Here is a 24,133-nt window from a genome sequence, read left to right on the forward strand (position 1 = left end):
CAGTCGGTCTTGGTGCTACCCTTTGGAATCACGACCTCATCATACGGCCCTACCATGGCGGAAGTCGCCTTCATGAAAAGCACCGGCTCCTTCGGGATATCCATACCGGCCTCTTGGGCATGTTTGGCATAATTCAGGCCAATGCAGATGATCTTTGACGGACGGCAAAGGGGTGCGCCCAGTCGAACGGAAGCTTCGACTTTCGGGCAGGTATCCGCATGGTCATCCAACCATTCTTTTAGCTGTTCGAGTCCGTCCCCGCCAAAGAAATGCTCATCGTAATCCTGGCCAAAGCCCGAAACATCCAATCGTGTGCCATCTTCCAGTTGCACGCCCGGTTTTTCGTTCCCAATGGCACCAAATCGTATTAGTTTCATATCATTATTTATTTCATTTCCTTAAAAACAGAAATCCGTTTGTTAATTCAACGTAGCTAACTTCTACTATAGCCGGCACGGCAGTGCACCTCCATTTTTAATCCCCGTTCAATTTGATAAAACCCCCGTCGATGGGAAAATCGGTCCCTGTTATAAAAGCTGCTTCGTCCGAACATAGGAACAAGGCCAGATCGGCTACTTCCTGGGGCGTGCCCATACGCCCGATCGGTTGGGTCTTCGAAAGCTTTTCGAACATTTCCTTTTCTTCCCCCGGAAAACTTTTCCTTAAATATCCATCGACCAACGGGGTATGGATCCTAGCGGGCGAAATGCTGTTACACCGGATACCATATCCGATATAGTCCTTGGCGACCGAATAGGTCATGGTGAGTACGGCCCCTTTGGAAAGTACCTGGTAGCTCGCGCAAAAGAGAAAGCTAGTCGCCATCCACTTTTTTGAACACTTGAAGACTATCTGAATTATTGCCTACCCATATATACTCCCCGTTATCGGCATTTTTCCCGAGTTGAACCTGGATCATATTTTGTGCGTTCTTATTCGCCAAGAAACCCGAGGTGGTACCTCTCGGAACCTTAAAATTACCCGTTCCATCGCCTTCTAGAACAGCACCTGAAAAGGCATCATAGCGCCCAATAGTTACATCGGTGCTATAGTCGTTACCAATGACCAGGGCATCTAGATGACCGTTCCCATCAAAATCCTCCACCAGAAATTTTTTTATCGGAGCTATTTGAAGTTCCATGGGCAAGGGTCTTATTTCAAATTTTCCTTGCCCCAAATTTTCAACGTAACTACTAGTAAAGAGATAGCTCTCCAATACCTCTGCGTCTTTCAACTCGGCCGTCGTAAAGACTTCTTTGAACGGTTTTTCAGCATACTGATGATACGTGTTAAAACGTCGCTTAAGCGGAGGGATTTGATTGATTAAATCATCACGATAGGCCACCGCCTGCTCTACCCCGTCGATATATTGGGATAAAATCGGGTCTATACTACCGTTTTGATCAAAATCTTTAGCGTACAAACGAAAGGGTTCCTCCATACTGGCCCTGTAATCTGTGTTCAGGCCTAAATTGCCCGCCAAAAAATCCAAGTCACCATCGTTGTCGAAATCGCCCGCTGCAATCGTGTTCCACCATCCGTTTGAACCTTCAATGATAGTCGGCTCGGGGGCTAGTCTTCCCTCCCTGTTTTCAAAAATAGTGATGGGCATCCACTCGCCTAGAAGAATCAGATCCTTGTCCCCATCAGTATCGAAATCTGTCCAAAGGGCGTCGGTAATCATGCCGATACGATTCAATTTTGAAGTAGCTGCCTTCGTCGATTTTCTAAAAATCCCTTTTTGGTTTTCCAACAAGCAGCTTTGAGGCGTTCTAGGATATTCTCGGGGGGTCACACGGCCCCCAACGAACAAGTCTATATCCCCATCCCCATCGTAATCGGCCGCAGCTATCGCTTTGGTACTCGTCGGCATCGCAGGAAGTGCGGTCTCGTTGCGTACAAAATTTCCCGAACCATCATTTTGGTAGAGCCTATCTTGGTATATCGTGGATTTCCCATGTTGCACAACGCCACCGGAACACACATAAAGGTCTAGGTCCCCATCGGCATCCGAGTCAAAAAACACGGCATTGGTGTCCTCATACGCGTTGTCCAAGGCCCACTCCTTTCGAATGAAGGTGCCATCAGCTTTTTGAAAAAACAAAACGGCAGGTTTACCGGCCGCACCACCTATGAATACATCCTCGTAGCCATCGCCATTCATATCCCCTTTCGCCATTGCAGGCCCTAGCTGCGAGTGTTGGTGTGGTAAGAGGGATTGCTGTTTGAAATCGACCTGTTTATCTTCCTGGTGTACATACTTTACTTGATTCCGGGGCGCGGCTTTTTCGAAAAGAGCGGGTTCCCTTTTCTCCTTTAAAGGAGCGCTCCCCTCTCTTGCCAACCTGTTTTTAATCAACAATAACGTATCGGTTTTGACGTTTTTGAGAACCGCTGTTTTGCAATCCGGAAAAACTACTCTGATACTATCCAAAAGGGTTACATTCCCCAAACCAAAATGGAGGATGGGGTCTACACTGGACTGATAGCCACGATAGGTCGTGTGCTCGGCAAATTGCATTTCTTTCCCGTAATACAACCAAATCTTTGCCCCCAAGGCCTGACTATTATAGGGATTTCCTTCCAATTGTAGTTTCAGGTAACGGTTTTTGGATAGTTCATTGACCTTGTTCTCATAAATAAAGGCTTCTTGACCGATGTTGTTGACAACAAGATCTAAATCGCCATCCAGGTCTAAATCGGCAAATGCAGCTCCGCTCGAAACCGAACGCTCGTCGATACCCCATTCCTTCGATTTTTTTTCAAAACCCTCCCCTTTTCTATTCTGGTAGACATAGTTGAAAAGCGATGCCGCCGGCTGTTCGTTGATCAAAGCCAACCTTCTGTTCCTTTGTGACTCCACCGTACCAAAAGGATTCCATTCGCCGTAGTTGACATAATCTAGATTCCCTAAGTCTCTTTTAAAACCATTGGTAATGTATAAATCACGAAAGCCATCATTGTCGTAATCGGCCAAAAGCGCACTCCAGCTCCACCCGGTTTTGTGCACCCCGAATTGTTGGCCTACCTCACTAAAAGTGCCGTCGCCATTATTCAATTGTAACGTATTGCGCGTGTACGATGGTTCATATCCATTATCGATGGCGCGCTGAAAACGGTCGTAGTTACCTGAAGTTACAATCATTTTACGACGGTAGTTTTCTTCGGGCAGCATATCCAGAACGTACACTTCCGGCAAACCGTCGTTATTGATATCGGCAACATCCATCCCCATACTGGCATAACTGGTATGCTTGAACAGTGCTGCCGCACGGTTGGTAAAAGTTCCGTCTTGGTTGTTGATATACGCGATGTCGTTACTTAAAAAGTCGTTGGTGATATAAATATCCGGCCAATGGTCATTGTTCAGGTCGCTGACGTTCAGGCCAAGACTGTAGCCCTCGATTAAAATACCCGCCTCCTTGGAAATGTCGGTAAACAAAGGAAGAACCTCGGTTGATGCAGAATCGGATCGACCTTCTTTTCGTTTCAGCTCGTTTTCGACGGTATTGTTGCGATAAAGTTTGTCGGTACTGATGGCCTCGCCCCTTACTTTTTTTGGACGAATGTTATTTACCTTTTCCAACTCGTATTCCGGCGGATTCACGATTACAAAAAGGTCAAGGTCACCGTCCTTGTCAAAATCAAAAAAATTGGCGTGGGTACTGGGCGAGGCGTCGGCAATACCATAAATTTCAGCGCTTTCGGTAAACGAAATTTGTCCTTTCCCTTCGCGAATGCCATTACTGATGAACAGGAGATTTTTAAGTTTGTCAGGAGGTCCGATTCCAGAGACGCTTAAATATAGGTCGAGCCATCCGTCGGAATTGATATCGATTACGGTTACGCCCGTGACCCATCGGTCGGTGACCAAACCGGCCGCTACCGTAGCATCCTTGAATTTGAAATCGCCCCGGTTCAGGTAAAGGCGACTGGTCTCCATACATCCACCAAAAAAAATATCCGGTAAGCCGTCCTTGTCAAAATCACCAATGCCGACCCCGGAACCGGTGTAAATATTACTGAAATTTAAAAAATTGTAAAAATCATTTTCTATGATTTCATTTTTAAATTCAACTCCGGTCCGCTTCGCCGGCAACCTCTCGAAAATCCTGGACGTTTTAGAAGTGTCGGTACATGCACAGCACAAAACAAGCGCACCTATGCAAGCCGATTTCATAGCTTGAATACCAAAGACGACGGCACGTTTTTCTTTAGGCATACTGGATATCGTTCTCAAGGATTAATGACAAAAAGCTTCTTATTGCGTTAAATGTATACAATGTTTTTCAGTTAGGTTAAAAAGCACAAACCCTGTTGTAGCAATCAATTCATGGCCCCCTTATTCTATCATAAGGGGAATTCATTGGATTTTAACCTAAAATAGAACTACCTTGAACATTCAATTTTTTTGATGAATCAAAATCGACCGCTTCTGTTATACGTTGATTTTATGATAATTTATTGGCTATTTTTATTCACAGAATAGAAATTTGACCTTGGTATTGTTAGAATTTGTCAATTTTATTATGGAAATAATCAAAAATTATGTTTTCTTTGATGGTTAAACGATTAATCATATATTTGACTTGATATATTCCAGTTGTACTCAACCAACAACTGCGCACTATTTTCCTAACCATGTCTATCTTGTCTTTATAGGAATCGAAAATTTACGAACATATTAACACTAATTCCGTTTCACAATGACCAACAAACTACTATTTACAAGTCCTGCACTGTCCCTCGGATGCCACGATCGGTTGTATCGAACCTTTTTAGTCGCGCTCGGCATGGCCGTTTTACTGTGTATGCCGATAACGGTCGCGGCCCGAACGGTGGCCACCCCGACCTCGGTCGCATTTCAGGACACCAGGGTTTCGGGTACCATCGTCGATCAGGACGGGGTACCGTTGCCAGGGGCCAGTGTCGTGGAGATGGGTACTACAAACGGTACCCAGACCGATTTCGATGGTAATTATACCCTTGAAGTAGGAAGCGATGCGGTACTGCTTATATCTTACCTTGGTTACGAATCTCAGGAGATCCCCGTGAATGGTCAAACTACGATCGACGTTACCCTACAACCGAGTACTTCGCAATTGGATGAAGTCGTGGTCGTAGCCTATGGTGTCCAAAGTAGAAGAAAGGTAACGACCGCGGTGTCGAATTTAGGAGGTGAAGAAATTGCGGAACTTCCGGTGGTTCGAGCCGAGCAGGCCTTGCAAGGTAGGGTGAGTGGGGTTAACGTGGCACAAAGTGGTGTTCCAGGTGCCAACCCGACGGTTCGTATACGGGGTTTGGGTTCCGTACTAAACAGTGATCCTCTTTTCGTGATCGACGGGATTCCTGTCGGTCAAGGTGGTCTGAACGATGTGGCACCTGATGCCATTGAAGATATCACCGTACTCAAAGATGCGGCAAGTACCGCCATCTATGGTTCACGAGGCGCTAATGGGGTAATACTTGTTACTACTAAAAAAGGAAAAAGAGGTCCCGGTAAATTGACCTTTAAATCCTATTATGGAATTCAGAAAGTTCCCGAAAGAAGACGCTACGATCTTTTAAATACCGACCAATATATCAATTTTACATTGGACGATTTTATTGTTGAACCGGCCAGGTTCGATGATTATGATTTCGCCGCCCAGGATTTTCGCATAGGGTCCCCAAGCGAGGAGTTTCGTGGCGTAGAGACCGATTGGCAAGATGCCGTCATGCCTGTAGGGGCCATTCAAGAATATACATTGGGCTTTTCCGGGGGTACTGATAACGTGACCTACAATCTTGGCGGAGGATATTTTGAGCAAGACGGTGTCATTGTGAATTCGTATTTCAAGCGAATTAATTTTAATGCGAATATTCAGGCAAACTTGGGTAAATTTAAAATGGGTTCTTCCATAATTTTGTCCCGCAATAGTCAAAACGAACCCGAAGGCCAAGGTATATCAATTCGTCGGTCCTTGCAGATGATGCCCTACATACCGGTTCGGGATGCCAGCAGACCGGGTGGGTTTCGAGCTACTGACAATGCTGATGGCGCCGACCCTTTTCAACCCGTACTACGCGAAGTCTTGATCGATGACGAACAAACTTCGACCAAGGTGCTGGTGACCGCTTTTGGTCAATACGAAGTGGCCAATGGCCTGTTTGCTAAATTGGCCGTGGCCGGAGAAAGTGCTTTTATTCAGTCACAATTCTTTTTACCAACTTATAATGCCGGTGAGATAGGGTTTAATCAAAATCCTGTCGCTACTTTTCAAAGAACAAACACTACTTTTGTCTCTCCCATTCTCACCGCTACTTTAAATTATAATAAAGATTTTGGTAATCATAATATTGATGTTTTGGCAGGTTACGAAATTCAAACCTTTCGTAATGAGCGTGTGAGAGCTGAAGCAACATCGCTTCCGAACGAAAATGTTCGAAATCCTGCCCTTTCGCCAGGAGAAGACCAGAGGGCTGAGGTCGTTGTCGAAGAAACAGGCATCATCTCTTATTTTGGAAGACTTAATTATGACTATAAAGGCAAGTATTTGCTGGGCGCTTCTATTCGTCGTGACCAATCTTCGCGTTTTGCCCCTGATGATAATGTAGGTATCTTTCCTTCAGCCTCTGCAGGTTGGACGATTTCCGAAGAAGGTTTCTTTGAAGGCTTGAAAGGCACCATCTCTAATTTAAAGCTACGAGGTAGTTGGGGTATTAACGGAAACACGGCTACGGGTGCTTACACTTGGGATCCCACCGTTGTCGCCAATCTTGACTATAATTTAGGCGACGGTAGTGTGGTTACCGGTTTAACTCAAAACGCACTTTTTAATACACGCTTGCAATGGGAAGAAGTGGAAAAAATCAACATAGGTCTCGATGCTGAGTTCTTTGGTGGTAAATTCTATTTTAGCGGAGAGTATTTTCAAAACACGGCAAACGATTTGATTATTAGTGTACCGATACCTAATTCAACAGGTGTGGATAATCGTCCGTTAGCGAATGTGGGCTCAGTGGAGAACAGCGGTTGGGATTTTTCAGCGGGCTATACGAACCAAGATAACGAATTCAAATGGTCGGTCAACGCGGTTGCCTCGCTTGTGAAGAACGAGGTAACGTCATTAGGTGGCGATGAAAGCGCCAGTATCTTTGGGGAAAATTTTCAAAATACGGGTGCCCCTCAAACCCGGGCTGTAGTGGGCCAGCCTATCGGACATTACTTTGGGCTGCGAACCGATGGTATTTACCAGACACAAGCTGAAATTGATGCCGATAATGCCAGGGCAGCGCAAATAACTGGAGACCCCAACGCGACAAGGCAAGGAATCGATGTAGGCCCTGGTGATATTCGCTATCAGGATATCAACGGCGACGGGGTGGTTACCGGCGAAGACCGGGTCAATATTGGTCATTATTTGCCCGATTTTACCATTGGACTCAACACCAATATGTCTTACAAAAATTTTGACTTGGCCATGAACTGGCAGGGCTCTTTTGGTTTTGAAATACTACATTCCAATCGGTACTACACCGAGGGGATGACCCGTTTGTTCAATATGGGTACGGAGGTGCTCAATGCTTGGACACCGGAAAATACAAATACCGATATTCCTCGAACTTTTGGGATCAACCAAGAGACGGGAGCACGAGAGGCAAGACAAGCAAATGCTGTTCTTTCTGACCGCTGGGTCGAGAATGGGGATTTTGTACGCTTACAATTCGTAACTTTGGGATACACATTTCCGGAATTAAGGAACAGTCCGTTTTCAAAGCTAAGATTGTACGCGCAGGCACAAAATCTATTGACCTTTACGGGCTATTCCGGTTACAATCCAGAGGTGCAGGGTCGTGTCAGTAATCCGAACGACGCCCTTTTTTCAAATGGAGTGGATGACAGTGCTATTCCCGTGCCATCAACTTTTATTTTAGGTGTGGAAGTCGCTTTTTAAAATTTTGTTATGAAAATAAAAATAGAAAAAATGAGAAAGTTAGCAACATTGAAGAGTGTGGCCATTGCGTTATGCGCCACCATGGTCACATTTAGCTGTGATGATGAGTTTTTGGCAGAGGGCAATCCTTCTGCCCCGAGTATCTCAAATTCCTTTGAAACCGTTGAAGAGGCAAGGGCCGCTGTTTTTGCCATTTATGCCGGTTTGCAAGAAAACGAATCGGTGGCCCGTGAATGGTGGTGGTTGGTCGATACCCTCTCCGATGAACTTAAATCGGCCGGACCCCAGCTAGAATCGCAACGGGCACAATTGTTGAACTATGATATCGATGCGGGCAATGGTCTTATTTCACCGGCTTGGAAAGGTTTGTATCGGATTGTGTTTCGCGCCAACCTAGTCATCAACACGCTGCCCGACAAGGTTAGTGACGAATTACCGCAAGCAGAAGTTGATCTATTGGTAGCCGAGGCAAAGTTTTTGAGGGCGTGGGCCTATTTTGAACTCGTCACCTACTGGGGTAACGTACCTTTCTCGTTGACCCCTGTAGAGGATTTTACCAGTGGGGTTCCCTTGGCCGACTCAGAACAGGTCATACGCGATCAAATCATTGAAGATTTAACAGTAGCCGAGGAATTTTTACCTCGGGTTTCTGCATATCGCGGCACGGAAAACTTGGGAAGGGTCACGAAGGGAAGCGCACAAACTTTATTAGGGCGCGCCTATATGTACTTTGACAATTTTGCCGCTGCCCGAACCGAACTTCAAAAAGTGATCGATTCAGGGGATTATAGTTTGGTCGACAATTACGAAGACAATCATAGGGAGGAAAACGAGAACAATATCGAATCAATTTTTGAGGTGCAGTTTCAACGTAACCTGGCCAATGTTTGGGGTGGACCTCAAAAAGCCGTCCAGTATAGGACCCAAGAATATACGCCCTTTATTTGGCACAATGTCGTACCGTCGGATGAGTTGGTTGCAGCGTTTGAAGAGGGTGATCCCAGATATCCACTTTGTTTCCTTGAATACGGCGATACGCATGGCCCCGAAAATGAAGATGTTTTTACGCCAGAGGATATCGCCCAAGGTATTGAGAATGGCGTACACTGGAAAAAATACGGTTATGATTACCAAATGTCCGTACCGGAGATGTTCTCGGGTATTAACATGCGTTTACTACGCTATGCAGACGTTTTATTGATGATGGCCGAAATAGAGAATGAGCAAAACGGTCCAACGGCTTTGGCTTTAGGTTACGTAAATCAGGTCCGGGAGCGTGCCGGGGTACCACCCTTACCAACCGCAGCGTATCCAACAGGTACAAAAGATCAAATGTTCGACGCCATTGTACACGAACGTCGTATAGAGCTGTGTTCGGAACAAGCACGAACTAGGGATGTAAAGCGTTGGTTTAGGGCCGGTAAAGTAGGGCCGCCTAGCCCTAACTATGAGCCTAAACATGAATTTTTGCCCATTCCCTTGGATGAAATGGATAATAATCCGGCACTCACCCCCGCCGATCAAAAACCAGGATATTGATTAAGTTAGTTTGAGTTAGTTTTTAATTTAAGGAACCCATGATATTTTCGTGGGTTCCCTTTTTTAGGGAAATTTTCATTTTCTATATGTTTAATCCCAGATGTTTCGCTAAGATAGGTATCGGATTGCTCTTAACGGGCTGTCATCAGGGTCCCTCTGATCATCAAAAAAAATTTGAGCTACTAAAAGCCTCCGAAACCGGAATAACGTTTCAGAACACTATCGACGATAATTCGGTTAACGTCTTCGATTATGTGAATATGTACAACGGTGCAGGGGTCGCCGTTGCTGATTTTAATAAGGATGGTTTTGAAGATTTATATTTTGCAGGAAATTTGGTTTCCTCCCAGTTATATCTTAATAACGGAAAGATCGAACCATTCAGCTTTCTGGATAAAACTGCCGAAGCAGGTGTCGGAACGAGTTCCTGGGTAAACGGGGTAACAGTAGTTGATGTCGATCAAAATGGTTGGGACGATATTTATTGTAGTGTTTCTGGAGGAAAATCCGGTAAGGATAGGGCCAATCGACTCTTTTTGAATAAAGGCTTTGATACCAATGGTGAACTGCGTTTTGAGGAAAAGGCGGCCCAGTACCACCTAAATGATACCACACATACCATACAGTCAGCATTCTTCGACTATGACGGGGATGGCGATCTTGACGTATTCATGATCGTAAACCACCCCACCGGTTACATCGGGTCGGAAGCCAACCGCATTATCCGTCTTAAACCGCAAGGGAGGCCTGAGCGCACCGATCGCCTATATCGAAACGACGGTTTGGGTAGCGACGGCCATCCACTCTTTACCGATGTTTCGCAAGAGGCGGGTATCACATTGGAAGGTTTTAGTCTGGGTTTGGCGATACATGATTTCAATCAAGACGGCAAACCCGATATCTACGTAGCGAACGACTATGTCACAAACGACATTATTTATATCAATAATGGCGACGGGACTTTTACCGACCGCATCCGCGATTATGTGAACCATACGAGTTTTGCCTCCATGGGTATCGATGTCTCGGATATCAACAATGATGGCCTGCAGGATTTTATGGTGCTTGATATGCTTCCCGAAGCGGATGATAGGATGAAAATGATGTATCCGTCTATTGATCATTTCGGATTCGATACACGGAAAAAAGTCGGATACGTGGATCAATATCAAAGAAACACCTTACAACTCAACAACGGTTTACGGGATTCCGTCCCCAGGAAGTTTAGCGAGATAGGAAGATTTTCAAATGTCTCCAATACGAACTGGAGTTGGAGTACCCTGATGCCCGACTTAGATCTTGATGGATGGCGAGACATTTTCATTACCAATGGTTTCCTGAAGGATGTGAATGATCTGGATTTTGTCAATTACGATGATACCGATCCGTTTGGCAACCAAAAAAAACGGGATGACGCCGCCTATCTTGAGTCCTTAAAAACCCAGAAGGGCATACACCTTCCAAATCGAGTGTTCCATAATCAGGGGAATCTCCGTTTTGAGGACAAAAGTGAGGAGTGGGGTTTTACCAGGCCTAGTTTTTCCAATGGAGCGGCCTATGCCGATCTTGATAACGACGGTGACCTGGACCTTGTCGTGAACAACATCAACGAAGCCGCTTATATCTATGAAAACCGCACCATAACATCAAAGTATCGAGAAAACAATTATCTGCAAGTGGTTTTGCAAGGAAATCAACCGAACACAGCGGCGATAGGCACCAAAATCAGTTTTAAAACCTCCCAGGGCATTGTATCACATATCAATTACCCGACGAAAGGCTTTATGTCTTCCGTGAGCTCCATAGCCACCTTTGGACTTGGTAGCGATTCGATAGTAGATCAGATCGATGTTACCTGGCCAGACGGATCAAACCAAATGCTCCACGATGTTAAACCCAATCAACGAATCATCATTTCCAAAGAGGTCGGTTCAAGGGTTTCCACAGGTTCGGACAGGTCATCGTTGGCTGAAAAGCTTTTCGAGCCGGCCAACATAAAGGGTCTTGATTATGTTCACAAGGAAACGCCCTTCAACGATTTTGATTACCAGATCTTGATTCCCCATAAACTCTCCAAATTAGGGCCGTCGTTGTCCATTGGCGATATAGATCAAGATACCCTTGAAGATTTTTATGTCGGTGGCGCAAAGGGCTCATTAGGCAAGCTATTCTTTCAAGACAAAAGTGGCGCCTTTACAGATCAGTTGATCGAAGATACGCCTTTATACGAAGATCAGGCTAGCTTGCTCCTTGATATCGACAACGACAATGACCTTGATGTTTATATTGTTAGTGGTGGTGTTGAGAACGGAAGACAGAGCCGATTTTACGCCGATCGTTTATTGCTGAATCTCGGTAATCGAATATTTGAGAAGGCCGCTCTTGATTTTCCCAAAGTAAACGGCTCATGTGCGGTCGCTGCCGATTACGATAAGGACGGGGACCTAGATATTTTTGTTGGAGGCGCCTCACAACCGGAAGCATACCCCTTGCCCGCCCAGAGCATGCTGCTGCAAAACGACACCAAAAGAACACATGAACCTATTCTGACCAATCTTGCAGATACGATGTTGCCAGAACTGAAGACCTTGGGTATCGTTCGAAGTGCGGTATGGTCCGACTATGACAATGACGGCTGGCAAGATCTCCTGGTGGTAGGTGAATTTATGCCCCTTACTATTTTCAAAAACCGAAAAGGGAAATTGGAAAAAATAGATACGAAATCCCTATCCGAAATAAAAGGGATGTGGAATAGTATTAACGGTTACGATCTAGACCAAGATGGTGATATGGATTATGTTCTGGGAAATTTTGGATTGAATTCCAGATTCCGTCCAACAGAGGGGGAGCCCATACGAATCTATGCAAAAGACTTTGATGAAAATGGAGTCATAGATCCCATTATGACCCATTACCGTGACGGACGTGAGGTTCCGGTACATTTACGGGACGACCTGTACAAGCAACTCACCGCATTAAAAAAAACGTTGCCTACCTACCAGGATTATGCTTCTGCTAGCATAACGGATATTGTACCGTCCGGTGTGCTTCAAGAGGCGAAGGTGTTTTCTTGGAACTATTCCTATAGTGCCTGTTTAATCAATAAGGGCGATAAAGGTTTCGAATTGGTACCGCTACCCTATCAGGCCCAAATCGCACCTATCTACGGAACGCTGATACAAGATTTTAATGAAGATGGCATTCCCGATATCCTAGCCGTAGGAAACTCCCACAGTCCCGAAGTCTTTTCCGGATGGCAAGACGCTTCTTTTGGAACACTTTTAATAGGCAATGGAGACGGAAGCTTTCAAGTTTCCGATTTTGATACGAGTAATTTCTACATTGATGGCGATGCCAAGGCGTTGGCCAGTCTTAGATACTTCGACGGTTCCTATTTGAACTTGGTTTCCGTGAACGACGATAGTCTTAAAGTCTTTGGCATTCCGAGGCAAAAGCCCTTAAAAACCCTCGAACTTAGACCTTTGGATCACCGCGCCAAGATTGTTTACCAAGACGGTCGAATCGAGCTACGTGAATTTGCCTACGGTTCGGGATATTATTCGCAGAGCTCCAGGTTCCTTGAAATCAAACCGATGATGCAAAAAATAACCATAACCGATACCCAGGGTAAACAGCGTGAGATAGATCTAAGTATGGATGCAAGCCTACATTCCGCACAAAATTGATATGGGATAGTGTCCTCGCCCATTTAAAGCCCGAACCACAATCTCGACTTCGTAGTAGTAGGCAAGTTTATAGCTCTGAAGCAAGGGAATCCCTACGTGTAAGCTCTTGCCACTTGTCTTGAAGTTCCCAGACCATCGATCCCGAGCTCGACCACATCGCCCGGCTTTAAGTATCTGGGGGGATCAAACCCCAACCCGACCCCAAAGGGGGTTCCCGTAGAAATAATATCCCCAGGAAGCAAGGTCATGAACCGGCTGATATAACTGATGGAAGTAGGGATGTCAAAAACAAAATCGGAGGTATTGCTGTTCTGCAGCATTTCCCCGTTCACCTTCAACCAAAGGTTGAGATTGTGCGGGTCCTCCAGCTCATCGGGGGTCGCGATAAAAGGTCCCAAAGGCGCAAAGGTATCACAGCTCTTCCCCTTCACCCATTGGCCACTGCGCTCTATCTGATACTCCCGTTCGCTGTAGTCGTTGTGTAGAACATAGCCGGCTACGTGTTGCAGGGCGTCCTCCTTTGAAACATAGGAAGCCTTCTTTCCGATGACGATGGCCAACTCTACTTCCCAGTCGGTCTTGGTGCTACCCTTTGGAATCACGACCTCATCATACGGCCCTACCATGGCGGAAGTCGCCTTCATGAAAAGCACCGGCTCCTTCGGGATATCCATACCGGCCTCTTGGGCGTGTTCGGCATAATTCAGGCCAATGCAGATGATCTTTGACGGACGGCAAAGGGGTGCGCCCAGTCTGATGGACGTATCGACCCTCGGGCAGGCTTCCGCATGGCTATCCAACCATTCTTTTAGCTGTTCGAGTCCGTCCCCGCCAAAGAAATGCTCATCGTAATCCTGGCCAAAGGCCGAAACATCCAATCGTGTGCCATCTTCCAGTTGCACGCCCGGTTTTTCGTTTCCAATGGCACCAAATCGTATTAGTTTCATATCATTATTTATTTCATTTCCTTAAAAACAGAAATCCGTTTGTTAATTCAACGTAGCTAACTTCTACTATAGCCGGCACGGCAGTGCACCTCCATTTTTAATCCCCGTTCAATTTGATAAAACCCCCGTCGATGGGAAAATCGGTCCCTGTTATAAAAGCTGCTTCGTCCGAACATAGGAACAAGGCCAGATCGGCTACTTCCTGGGGCGTGCCCATACGCCCGATCGGTTGGGTCTTCGAAAGCTTTTCGAACATTTCCTTTTCTTCCCCCGGAAAATTTTTCCTTAAATATCCATCGACCAACGGGGTATGGATCCTAGCGGGCGAAATGCTGTTACACCGGATACCATATCCGATATAGTCCTTGGCGACCGAATAGGTCATAGTGAGTACGGCCCCTTTTGAGGCCGAATAGGCAAAACGATTGTTAATACCCATCGACCCGGCAATAGAGGCCATATTAAGGATGATCCCGCCCTTATCCTTCATAAAAGGGACTGTCCCTAAAATACAGTTATACACCCCCTTGACATTGATGGCGAATACCCGATCGAAATCACCGGCCGTGGTCTGCTCCACATTTCCGACGTGGGCGATACCGGCGTTATTCACCAAGATGTCGATCGGGGTCGATTTACCGATTTCACCAATAGTTTTCAACACCTCCTCCTGGTTGGCTACATCACAGCGATACGGCGATGCCTTACCGCCTGCGGCTTGAATTTCATCGACTAGCAGCACCGCCGCTTCCTTGTTGATGTCCAAAATATGTAGTTGGGCACCGTTGGCCGCCAAGGTCTTACTAATGGCACTACCGATACCACTGCCCCCGCCGGTAACGATTGCCCTTTTATCTTTAAGATCAAACTTCATTTTTTCGCTGTTTTGGATATGGAATCGGTTGCCGCAAACGACCGCAGGGTTTCCGCGTCGATGCCGGTACTGATGGATACTTCGGGCCTATCGCTGCGGAATACCGCCAAAGCGGCTTTCGATACGGCTGTTTGCCAAAGGTAAAGGCTTTTTAGGTCTGGCAGGTTTTTAAAGACTTCGAGGCTTTGGTCACCAATTGGTGTTTGATAAATTTTCAGGAGTTTCAAATTACGTAGTGCCCCGAGTTTTTTCATCTCGGCGTCGGTTACCGGGGTGCCATCGATCTCCAGCCATTCCAAGTTCACCATCGCGGCAATGACATCAAACTCAACGGATTCCAATGGCAGTCCACTCACATCGAGCTCCACAACGTTCCCGGCCACTATCTTCAGACCGGTAATAAACCCAGGATCGTAGTCTGGCGGCATGAATACCGAAATGCTAAGGGCATTCGAATTGGCAGCCACCCGATTGACGGTCACATAGTCGGAATTCAATTGCTGCAAAGTGCTGTCGGCGACTGCAGGAAGGGCCGCCCATTTTTCCATGGGGTCGGGTTGCATTAACCCCTCCACCAAGGCGACCAAGGGCTCGCTTTTTTCCAACTGATTCAAACGCACGGTATCCGAGGCGCCCAAAGCGATCCATCGTTCCAAGATTTGTATCTCGGAATCGTTCAAAGGCTTTTTACCATCGGGGGGCATATGCTCCTTGTCATCTTTGGGCAGCTGCAACCTCAAAATCAGTTCACTATTTTCAGGGTTTCCGGGAACCACCGTGTTTCCCACATCCCCTCCTTTGAGGAGACCTTCCAAACTGGTCATTAACAAGCCTCCTTTTCGTTTATTGGTGTTGTGGCAGCTCACACAGTTATTCTCCAAAATCATTCCAACAACATCCTCATAAATCAGCGGATTTTCGGGAATTTTATCGGAGCGTTTTTTCTTTGGAAGGGCCAAAAAATCTTCCCCGTGGGTGACCATTCCCCCGTAGTGGCCCGTAAAACCAACCAACCCGATCAGCACTATTTGAAGCCCTTTGGCAACCCCTTTCTTTGCCCATTGCCTTCCTTCCACTACGTACCATATGACGGCAACCAGGGCCAAGGACCCTCCCAACCATTGGTGCCAGACCAGTAAATCACCCTTTGTTCCGGTCTCTTTTCCCAAAAAGAATCCCGAAATCGCAGTGAGCAAGGCGGCAAATACCGCCACCGTTAACAGTTTTTTGGGAATATCCTTTCCGCTGAGGCCCAAAAAAACCGCAATGAGCAATAGCACTATCGGAAAATGCAGTATCAGAGGATGCCACTTTCCCAACCAAGCCACCAAATCGGGGAGTTGGATAAAGGAATCGAACAACAAGCAGAAAATCAAAAAAAGACTAAGCCCAAAAATGCTGTAATCGACCCATCGTATGTTAGCGCTATTTCCCATACTTACACTAAGATGTCTTTTACCACATCGCCCGCCACATCGGTCAATCGAAAACGGCGTCCTTGGTATTTATAGGTCAGTTGCTCATGATCAAGGCCCAGAAGGTGCATCATGGTGGCATGAAAATCATTGATGTGCACCGGATTTTCAACAATGTTATACCCAAATTCATCGGTCTGACCATAATTGATCCCCGGTTGGATACCGCCGCCGGCCATCCAGATGCTAAACGCCCTGGGATGGTGGTCCCGCCCATAATTCATCGGGTCGAACTTTCCTTGACAGTAGTTCGTTCTTCCAAATTCACCCCCCCAAACGACCAAGGTATCCTCCAACATGCCCCGCTGTTTTAAATCAATGATCAAGGCAGCGGATGCTTGGTCTACATCCTTTGCTTGCCCGGCCATTTCGTTGTGCAGGTTCCCATGTTGGTCCCAACCTTGATGGTACAGTTGGATAAAACGAACCCCGTTCTCCGCCAATCTCCTGGCCTGTAGGGCATTGGCGGCATAGGTGCCGGGCACTTGGCAGTCTTCCCCGTAGAGTTTGATGATCGATTCCGGTTCCTTGGAAATATCCATGACATCGGGTACCGACATTTGCATGCGGTATGCCATTTCGTATTGGGCGATTCGTGATTCGATCTCGTCATCGCCCGTTTCTACATGGTGTAACTTATTGAGGGCGGACACATGGTCTAACAAATGTCGCTTATCGGATCGGGAGAGCCCCTCGGGATCGTTCAGATACAGCACCGGATCCTTGCCAGAGCGAAGCAATACTCCCTGGTGTTTGGAATCCAGGAATCCGCTCGACCATAATTTAGAGTACAGTCCTTGGCTATTTCCCTTGCCGCGTGAAGTCAGCACTACGAAAGAGGGAAGGTTCTTGTTCTCGTTCCCAAGTCCGTAGCTCATCCAGGAACCCATACTGGGACGCCCAGAAATCTGACTTCCCGTTTGAAAAAAGGTAATGGCGGGATCGTGGTTGATCGCTTCGGTATGCATGCTGCGGATGACGCATATCTCATCGGCAATTTTCCCGATATGTGGAAAGAAATCACTGATCCAGGTGCCGTTGTTGCCATATTGTTGGAATCTCACCGCAGGCGGCATCAAGGGGAAATTTTCCTGCTCGGCCGTCATACCTGTTAGCCGTTGTCCTTTACGAACCGACTCGGGCAGGTCTTCCCCCATTCGTTTGCGGAGGGTAGGTTTGTGGTCGAAGGTCTCGAACTGTGAAGGGGCACCTGCTTGAAAAAGATAAATAACCCTTTTCGCCTTGGGTGCAAAATGTGGGACTCCCAACCTAGTTACAGGCGAGCCCTTTGTTGTACCATTGAAAAGGTCGGGAATCAACAAAGACCCCAATGCCAACGAACCAATCCCCACACTCAGCTGTGAAAAGAAATGCCGACGGTTCACTTTCAATGGGTTTTCCTTTGTTTTCCTGTTCTCTTCCATAGCTATTCTTTGGTAATCGTCTCATCCAAATTATAAATGACCTGTGCCGTAAGCATGAGGGCCGCTGTTTGGATGGGATCGACCGGTAGTTGTTCATATTCCCCGACAGCCACCAATCGTTGCGCCTCTTCGGGTTGACTTTTATAGGATGTCAATGCATCCTGATAGTAGTTGTGTAGGGTGGAAAGCTCTTCTTCCTTTGGAGAGCGAATCAAGATGCGGCTAAAAATCCGCGCTACCAGATCGGAATGCTTTTCCTTATCGGCAATGGTGTTTTGCGCCAATACCCGGGCCGCTTCCAACACCTGTACATCGTTCTGCAACGCCAGTGCCTGCAAAGGAGTGTTTGTTTTTTGCCGACGTACCTCACAAAAATCACGGGTAGGGGCGTCAAAAATAGTCATGCTGGGTGGTGGCAAGGTTCGTTTCCAAAAGGTATAGAGCGAACGGCGATACAGGTTTTCGCCGCTATCGGGAACATAGGTGGTCAAAATACCGCGATTGCCCCCCGCATTGGTCTCCTCCCATAGTCCGGCTGGTTGATATGGTTTTACGCTGGGTCCACCGATGGTGGTACTCAACAAGCCGCTGGAAGCCAATATATAGTCACGGATCATTTCGCCGCTCATTCGAAATCGAGGGGCACGGGCCAGTAATTTATTCTCGGGGTCCACTCTTTTAAGATCGTCCCGGAGTTCCGATTTTTGCTGATACGTAGCCGAGAGCATAATTTTCTTGAGCAGGTACTTTATGTCCCATCCGTTTTCCATAAAATCGACAGCCAACCAATCGAGTAATTCGGGATGGGTGGGAAGGCTTCCCTGCACTCCAAAATCTTCCATAGTTTCCACTAGACCTCGACCAAAAAGCATTCCCCAGAGGCGGTTCACAAACACCCTCGCCGTTAAAGGATTATTGGCATCGGTTACCCATTTCGCCAGCCCCAGTCGGTTTTTGGGGAAGGTGTCGGGGAACGCATGGATAGAAGCGGGTGTGTTTGCTTGGACCGTATCGGTAGGTTCGTCGTAATTGCCTCGATTGAGTAGCATCGTTTCCCTGGGCGCTGCGTCGTTCATGACCATTACCTTGACACTATTTTGACCGTTGAGATTTACAAAAGACAGTACCCCCTTGGTCTCGACGGATGTCAGCTCCAGATAAGGGGGATCGGCGTAGAATTTTTCATTGGCGGCCTGGACCGCATCCATCTGGAGACCTTTTTCATCCACTTGGTTGAAAAAGGCAAATAGCTCGAAATAGTTTTTTTGGGAAATGGCATCGTACTTGTGGTCGTGGCAGCGGGCGCATTCCAGCGTAAGGCCCAAAATACCCTTGCCTAGGGTGTTGGTGCGATCCATCACATAGTTTGTCCGGTATTCTTCCTGTATCACACCGCCCTCCTGTGTAATCGGATGGTTTCGGTTAAAGCCCGTGGCCAATACCTGCTCTTTGGTGGCATTGGGCAACAAGTCCCCTGCCAGTTGCCAGGTCAGAAAATCGTCGTAGGGTACATTTTGATTGAAGGCATGGATAACCCAATCGCGCCACGGCCACATGGTTCGATAGCTATCGTCTTGGTATCCGTGTGAATCGGCGTAGCGTGCCAGGTCGAGCCAAGACTGCGTCATCCGTTCCCCGTAGGCTGGAGCAGCAAGAAATAGATCGATGGCCTCGGAAAGGATCTTGTTGGGTGGATTCTCCATCAACCGCTGAACCTGATCCAGTCGTGGCGGAAGCCCGGTGAGATCTAGGCTCATTCTCCGAATAAGGGTCTCGAAGGAAGCCCTTTCCGACGGAAGCAACTCCTTTTCCCGGAGTTTTCTTAGAATAAAGGCATCTATTTCATTTTGCGCCCAATCCGTGGTTTCAAACCTTGGCACTTCCTTCTTCAGAGGAGGAAGGAAGGCCCAATGCCGTTCAAATTTTGCTCCCTGCCGGATCCATCGATGAATCAGTTTTTTCTCATAGGAATTCAAGGCCAATTTCGAATCCGGAGGCGGCATCAACTCCTCCAGATCATCGGTGGTAATATGATGGTACAACAAGCTCTCCCCCGGTTTGCCCGGCACCAAAGCGTATTCCCCTGGTCGCTGCTTTAACTCCAAAAAAGCCGTTTCTTCCAGATCCAACCGCAGCCCCGCTTTTCGTTTATTGGCATCGGGACCGTGGCAGGTATAGCAATTGTCGGAAAGTATCGGCTTAATATGAAAGTTGTAATCGACCGTTTCGGGGACTTCCAAATCGTCATAGATTCCTCCTGGGGAAGTAAAGACTCCCTTTTTGAAAGCGAACAGAAAGGCGATCAATATTCCTAGAATGACCATAATGCCTATTTGCTGCTTCATGTGTAACAAGCTTATCGATATAGTAAACCAGCTCAGGGCCTTTGACCGCCAAAACGGCTATAGAAGGCGGGCAAACCCCGGAACATTTAAATCTCGATGATCGAGTGGATACTCTGCCCTGTTAAAGTTAGCGAATTTAAGGAAAACGGCTGTGGATGCATTTTGTCGTTTTACCATCATTATTTGAAAGTATAACAGCGACACCACGGGAAAGAACCCCGGCCAAACCTTCCGAAACCTAAGAAATAATGTTTGTTAGTTCCGTTCGAAAACCAAATCGAACTTTACAATGACGTCATCCCCTACCACAATGGACCCGAACATGGCGGTCGGCGGCTCCATATTGTAGTCTTGCAGTACAATTTTCTTTTCTCCGACGATGCGAAGCGTACCGTCGGTTTTTGAGATTTTTGAGGGTACCTTTACGTCCTTACCTACCCCGGCAATCGTTAAATGTCCGTTGATATCTTGACTTTCTCCTTCCGACAGCCGGGCATCGGTCACCGAAAACGATACTTTGGGGTGTTCTTCCTTTTTCAGGGCATCGTGCATTTTCTTGTCCATGGTCGCCCCCCGATCACTTAGGATATCGGCCACCGCAACTTCGAAGGTAATGGCCTTGATAGATTGCCCCTCTTCGTTGATGGTGCCTTCCATGGTATTGGCAGTAACGGTCCAATCGTGTAAGGTCGATGTGCCATCGATGGTCAAGGTGCTTTCGGAACCCAAAGTGTACGAGCCCTGCCCACAAACCATCGTTCCGCTTAGAAGAAATAATACCATCCCAATTTTTTTCATAGTACTGTCTTTATCAATGTTCATCTCGGTTGAATGCAGCTATTTACCCTATTCATCAAGGACCAACTGCCAAAACTTTTGCTGTTCCTCGGGAGTAGGTTGCTTTGCAGGACTCACCACTCTGAAACCGACGAAATTCGCATCGGTAAACCACCAAAAACTTTTTGGAATCTGTGGGTCCCGCTTTTGAAGCTTGAGGCTAGATGCCCTTCTTGCCGCCGAGCGCAAGGCGTCCGCATCATCGTCCCAAGAACCTCCACGTATTACCCTGGGATGGATAACGGTGGGGGTAATCCACGGATTCTCCGCTTCCATGGTGGCATATGCATCCTCCTTATATTCATCCAAGGTCCATTCCGCGACATTCCCGTGCATATCGTACAATCCCCACGCGTTGGGTTGCTTGCTTCCGACTTTTGCATAGGCATTTCCAGAATTCTTGTAGTAAACCGCATAGGCATCCAGGTCGGGAATCGAATCCCCAAAGCTATACGCGGTGTCACTTCCGGCCCTCGCAGCATATTCCCACTCGGCCTCCGTAGGCAAACGATAGAACTTTCCAGTAATGGTACTGAGCCATTTACAAAACACCAAAGCCGAATAGGCCGACATACTGACGGCCGGATAACCATCTTTTCCCATTCCATAGGAAGGGTCCTCATAAGGCGGACTGGGCCTGGTAATGGCATCGATTTTCATCACGCGCTCATCATCCAACTTTACGAACAACTCCTTGTTCTGTTTAAAAAAGAGTTCGAAAAGCTCCCATGTAAGCTCGTATTTGCCCATATAGAAAGAGTCGACCCGTACCTGATGCCGGGGGCCCTCATCCGCTTTTCTATCGGGCTCCGACTCGGGACTGCCCATGGTAAACTCACCCTGTGGCACCAGCACCATATCAAAACTAATCTCCGTTGCGGGGATTTGCTCGGTATACCCCAATGACGAAATCGAAATGCTATCATTTTGGGTAACGGCCTCCTGTGCCCATCCGTTAGTGTGTCTTAAGAAACAAAGCAACGTCAATAGCATCAAAAGCGAAGGGAAATAGGATTTTTTGGTGATTACTGAAGGCATACGGCTTATTTTCCAGGTTATAGAGCGTACTATAGAAGTCTTAAATATATCGATTCTATCGCTTTCCTAAAATGATTTTTGGCAGGAAACGTGCAAATAGTTTGAAGATCATCCCACTTATATTCCATTTTCCCGAAAAATAGTACATTTGAATTCCCCCCGCGAGAACACTTTCAAGAACCATTAAAAATGAAAAAATGAGAACAACCATTACCACCCTCTTGCTGCTGTTTGCCTGGAATGGAATCGCCCAAAAAGCCACCACCAAAGAATTGGAACCTTTTACCGAAGTGAAGGCGTACGACCGTATTATCGTGAGCTTGGTGAAAAGTAATGAGAATAAAATCGTTATTACAGGGGACGACCAGGACGAAATAAATATTAGCAACAAGAATGGTGTATTGAAGGTAAAAATGGAGTTCGATAATTTTTTGGATGGCGACGAAGCCAAGGCAACACTCTATTATACCGAACCCCTTACCCTTATCGATGCCAACGAAAATGCCCAAATACGTTCTGACGAAACCTTAAAAGGAGGTCGCGTAGAGATCAAAGCACAGGAAGGCGGTCAAATAGACCTTGAAATCGATTTGGAGGACCTATACACCAAGTCGGTTTCCGGGGGCGGCATCGAGCTGACGGGATCCGCTACCAAGCAGGAGGTCATGGTAAACACTGGTGGGAAAATCAGGAACAGGGAACTCAATACCAAAGAAACAGTCGTAGTGGTGAATGCCGGGGGTCGGGCCGATGTAAAAGCCTCCGATTATGTAAAGGCCAAAGTTCGTGCGGGGGGGTATATCTACATTTATGGCAGTCCAAAACAGGTAGATCGTGATAAGGTGTTTGGTGGAAAGATAGCCGTGGTCGATTAAGCCAAAAGAAAAAGGGTCTTTTGCACATAACTTCGAGACCAGGTCTCGGAGCGTTTAAATCTCGATTTTATCGAGTAAAAAGCTGCACTATTTCCTTGGCTGCTTTCGTGAGGAATGCTTGGAAAATTTACTACAAACAGTACCGAATGTAGGGGCTTCCAAATAAAAAAAGGGATGCGTAACCGCATCCCCTTTCAACCAAACTAACTAACTATAAGTAAGAATTACTCATTATCGTCATCAACGCCTTCCTCGAACTTTGTATCGGCCATGCGTGTTTTGCTAAAGTCGATATCCTTGAAGTCGAGTTTTTCGTTTCCTTTGTCAAAATCGAGTACCAACATTCCCTTGGTATCCAAATACTGTAAGTTCTTGAACGAATCGAACTTGTTGTTTTGAATTTGCAACACTCTCAGGCTTGCCAACTGGCCGAATTCCTTTGGGATAGCACCCCCCAATTGGTTATTGGCCAAGACCAACTCTTTCAAGTTTGTCAGTGCCCCCATTTCCCTGGGGATCGAGCCTTCCAATCCGTTCTCAAAAAGTCCTAAGCTTTCCAAGCTTCCGAGACTTCCCAGGGAATCGGGTATTTCTCCCTTCAAATTGTTACTGGATAGGTTCAAAACCCTTAAACTTTTAATTTCCCCGATACTCCCGGGTATAGTGCCTGTAATAAAGTTGTTAAAGGCGGTGAATTCTTCCAAACCGACCATATTCCCTATATCTTCGGGCAGGCTTCCCTTTATCCTGTTCATTTCCAGTTTCAACACCTTGAGATTCACCAATTTCGCGAGCTCTGAAGGGATCGTTCCCGTAATCTTGTTGAATGCCAGATTCAACACCTGTAGATTTTCCAGTTTTCCGATACTTTCCGGTAGCGGCCCTTGTAGATTGTTCCTAAAAAGACTGATCTCGACGACCTTATCGTCGATAACCTTTATCCCGAACCATTGGGATACGGGCTCGTCCATGTCCCATTTTTTCGTCCAATGACTTCCATTGGTCGCCGTATAAAGGTCAATGAGCGCGCTCTTCTCCTCTTTTGAGATATCGGCGAACGCGGAATGCATCAGGAAACAACTTAGCAAGAAGGCATAGAAATACTTTTTCATAGTCAACTTAATTTGGTCAAGATATTGGGTTTCCTACAGTTTTT

Annotated in this window: 14 protein-coding genes and 1 pseudogene; 4 read left to right on the forward strand and 11 right to left on the reverse strand. The window is 46.7% G+C overall.

Going from position 1 to position 24,133, the window contains the following annotated elements; all coding sequences use genetic code 11:
- From FK220_RS19050 to FK220_RS19060, 3 genes and pseudogenes are all read right to left on the reverse strand, one after another.
- Positions 1-377, reverse strand: a 377-nt coding sequence (locus FK220_RS19050; RefSeq protein ID WP_238719119.1) for a fumarylacetoacetate hydrolase family protein, incomplete at its 3' end; no start/stop codon positions are given.
- A 97-nt stretch (positions 378-474) separates the two neighbouring features.
- Positions 475-786, reverse strand: a pseudogene (locus tag FK220_RS19055) (SDR family NAD(P)-dependent oxidoreductase); the annotation flags it as partial.
- A gap of 28 nt (positions 787-814) precedes the next feature.
- A complete protein-coding gene (locus tag FK220_RS19060) occupies positions 815-4,222 on the reverse strand; it encodes a VCBS repeat-containing protein (RefSeq protein ID WP_152575958.1) in 3,408 nt (1,135 codons plus the stop codon).
- A gap of 484 nt (positions 4,223-4,706) precedes the next feature.
- On the opposite strand from FK220_RS19060, the gene FK220_RS19065 reads away from it, so the two are divergent.
- The 3 genes from FK220_RS19065 to FK220_RS19075 are packed head-to-tail and all read left to right on the forward strand — an operon-like array spanning position 4,707 to position 13,162.
- Positions 4,707-7,937 (forward strand): SusC/RagA family TonB-linked outer membrane protein, encoded by a 3,231-nt coding sequence (locus FK220_RS19065; RefSeq protein WP_152575959.1) that lies wholly within the window; start codon positions 4,707-4,709, stop codon positions 7,935-7,937.
- Between the two features lie 30 nt (positions 7,938-7,967).
- Positions 7,968-9,476 carry a RagB/SusD family nutrient uptake outer membrane protein gene (locus FK220_RS19070; RefSeq protein WP_166205008.1) on the forward strand — a complete coding sequence of 503 codons (1,509 nt, stop codon included), beginning with the start codon at positions 7,968-7,970 and terminating at the stop codon, positions 9,474-9,476.
- Positions 9,477-9,514: 38 nt separating this feature from the next.
- Positions 9,515-13,162 (forward strand): VCBS repeat-containing protein, encoded by a 3,648-nt coding sequence (locus FK220_RS19075; protein WP_152575961.1) that lies wholly within the window; start codon positions 9,515-9,517, stop codon positions 13,160-13,162.
- Between the two features lie 92 nt (positions 13,163-13,254).
- On the opposite strand, the gene FK220_RS19080 is transcribed toward FK220_RS19075, so the two are convergent.
- From FK220_RS19080 to FK220_RS19110, 7 genes are all read right to left on the reverse strand, one after another.
- The gene (locus tag FK220_RS19080; RefSeq protein WP_152575962.1) at positions 13,255-14,109 is read right to left on the reverse strand and encodes a fumarylacetoacetate hydrolase family protein; all 855 of its coding nucleotides are present in this window, start codon (positions 14,107-14,109) and stop codon (positions 13,255-13,257) included.
- Positions 14,110-14,206: 97 nt separating this feature from the next.
- Entirely contained in the window at positions 14,207-14,983 is a 777-nt protein-coding gene (locus FK220_RS19085; protein WP_152575963.1) for an SDR family NAD(P)-dependent oxidoreductase, read from the reverse strand.
- Positions 14,980-16,419 carry a c-type cytochrome domain-containing protein gene (locus tag FK220_RS19090; protein ID WP_152575964.1) on the reverse strand — a complete coding sequence of 480 codons (1,440 nt, stop codon included), beginning with the start codon at positions 16,417-16,419 and terminating at the stop codon, positions 14,980-14,982. The genes FK220_RS19085 and FK220_RS19090 overlap by 4 nt, the downstream gene beginning before the upstream one ends.
- A gap of 2 nt (positions 16,420-16,421) precedes the next feature.
- On the reverse strand, positions 16,422-17,882 hold the full coding sequence (locus FK220_RS19095) for a DUF1501 domain-containing protein (protein WP_152575965.1): 1,461 nt from the start codon (positions 17,880-17,882) through the stop codon (positions 16,422-16,424).
- Between the two features lie 2 nt (positions 17,883-17,884).
- Positions 17,885-20,227 carry a PSD1 and planctomycete cytochrome C domain-containing protein gene (locus FK220_RS19100; protein ID WP_166205010.1) on the reverse strand — a complete coding sequence of 781 codons (2,343 nt, stop codon included), beginning with the start codon at positions 20,225-20,227 and terminating at the stop codon, positions 17,885-17,887.
- A 255-nt stretch (positions 20,228-20,482) separates the two neighbouring features.
- Positions 20,483-21,025 carry a YceI family protein gene (locus tag FK220_RS19105; protein ID WP_166205012.1) on the reverse strand — a complete coding sequence of 181 codons (543 nt, stop codon included), beginning with the start codon at positions 21,023-21,025 and terminating at the stop codon, positions 20,483-20,485.
- A 48-nt stretch (positions 21,026-21,073) separates the two neighbouring features.
- Positions 21,074-22,102 (reverse strand): formylglycine-generating enzyme family protein, encoded by a 1,029-nt coding sequence (locus tag FK220_RS19110; RefSeq protein ID WP_238719120.1) that lies wholly within the window; start codon positions 22,100-22,102, stop codon positions 21,074-21,076.
- Positions 22,103-22,299: 197 nt separating this feature from the next.
- On the opposite strand from FK220_RS19110, the gene FK220_RS19115 reads away from it, so the two are divergent.
- Complete coding sequence (locus FK220_RS19115) at positions 22,300-22,977, forward strand: head GIN domain-containing protein (RefSeq protein ID WP_152575968.1); 678 nt, start codon at positions 22,300-22,302, stop codon at positions 22,975-22,977.
- 224 nt (positions 22,978-23,201) lie between these two features.
- Here the strand turns inward: FK220_RS19115 and FK220_RS19120 are convergent, their stop codons facing one another.
- Positions 23,202-24,089 (reverse strand): leucine-rich repeat domain-containing protein, encoded by an 888-nt coding sequence (locus FK220_RS19120; RefSeq protein ID WP_152575969.1) that lies wholly within the window; start codon positions 24,087-24,089, stop codon positions 23,202-23,204.
- Between the last annotated feature and the right edge of the window lie 44 nt (positions 24,090-24,133).

The organism is Pelagihabitans pacificus (assembly GCF_009371985.2).
Lineage (GTDB): Bacteria > Bacteroidota > Bacteroidia > Flavobacteriales > Flavobacteriaceae > Pelagihabitans > Pelagihabitans pacificus.

Excerpts from the sequence above, each read along its gene's own strand:
- FK220_RS19060 (WP_152575958.1), bottom strand. The coding sequence starts at position 4,222 with ATGCCTAAAGAAAAACGTGCCGTCGTCTTTGGTATTCAAGCTATGAAA.
- FK220_RS19065 (WP_152575959.1), top strand. The coding sequence starts at position 4,707 with ATGACCAACAAACTACTATTTACAAGTCCTGCACTGTCCCTCGGATGC.
- FK220_RS19070 (WP_166205008.1), top strand. The coding sequence starts at position 7,968 with ATGAGAAAGTTAGCAACATTGAAGAGTGTGGCCATTGCGTTATGCGCC.
- FK220_RS19075 (WP_152575961.1), top strand. The coding sequence starts at position 9,515 with ATGATATTTTCGTGGGTTCCCTTTTTTAGGGAAATTTTCATTTTCTAT.
- FK220_RS19080 (WP_152575962.1), bottom strand. The coding sequence starts at position 14,109 with ATGAAACTAATACGATTTGGTGCCATTGGAAACGAAAAACCGGGCGTG.
- FK220_RS19085 (WP_152575963.1), bottom strand. The coding sequence starts at position 14,983 with ATGAAGTTTGATCTTAAAGATAAAAGGGCAATCGTTACCGGCGGGGGC.
- FK220_RS19090 (WP_152575964.1), bottom strand. The coding sequence starts at position 16,419 with ATGGGAAATAGCGCTAACATACGATGGGTCGATTACAGCATTTTTGGG.
- FK220_RS19095 (WP_152575965.1), bottom strand. The coding sequence starts at position 17,882 with ATGGAAGAGAACAGGAAAACAAAGGAAAACCCATTGAAAGTGAACCGT.
- FK220_RS19100 (WP_166205010.1), bottom strand. The coding sequence starts at position 20,227 with ATGAAGCAGCAAATAGGCATTATGGTCATTCTAGGAATATTGATCGCC.
- FK220_RS19105 (WP_166205012.1), bottom strand. The coding sequence starts at position 21,025 with ATGAAAAAAATTGGGATGGTATTATTTCTTCTAAGCGGAACGATGGTT.
- FK220_RS19110 (WP_238719120.1), bottom strand. The coding sequence starts at position 22,102 with ATGCCTTCAGTAATCACCAAAAAATCCTATTTCCCTTCGCTTTTGATG.
- FK220_RS19115 (WP_152575968.1), top strand. The coding sequence starts at position 22,300 with ATGAGAACAACCATTACCACCCTCTTGCTGCTGTTTGCCTGGAATGGA.
- FK220_RS19120 (WP_152575969.1), bottom strand. The coding sequence starts at position 24,089 with ATGAAAAAGTATTTCTATGCCTTCTTGCTAAGTTGTTTCCTGATGCAT.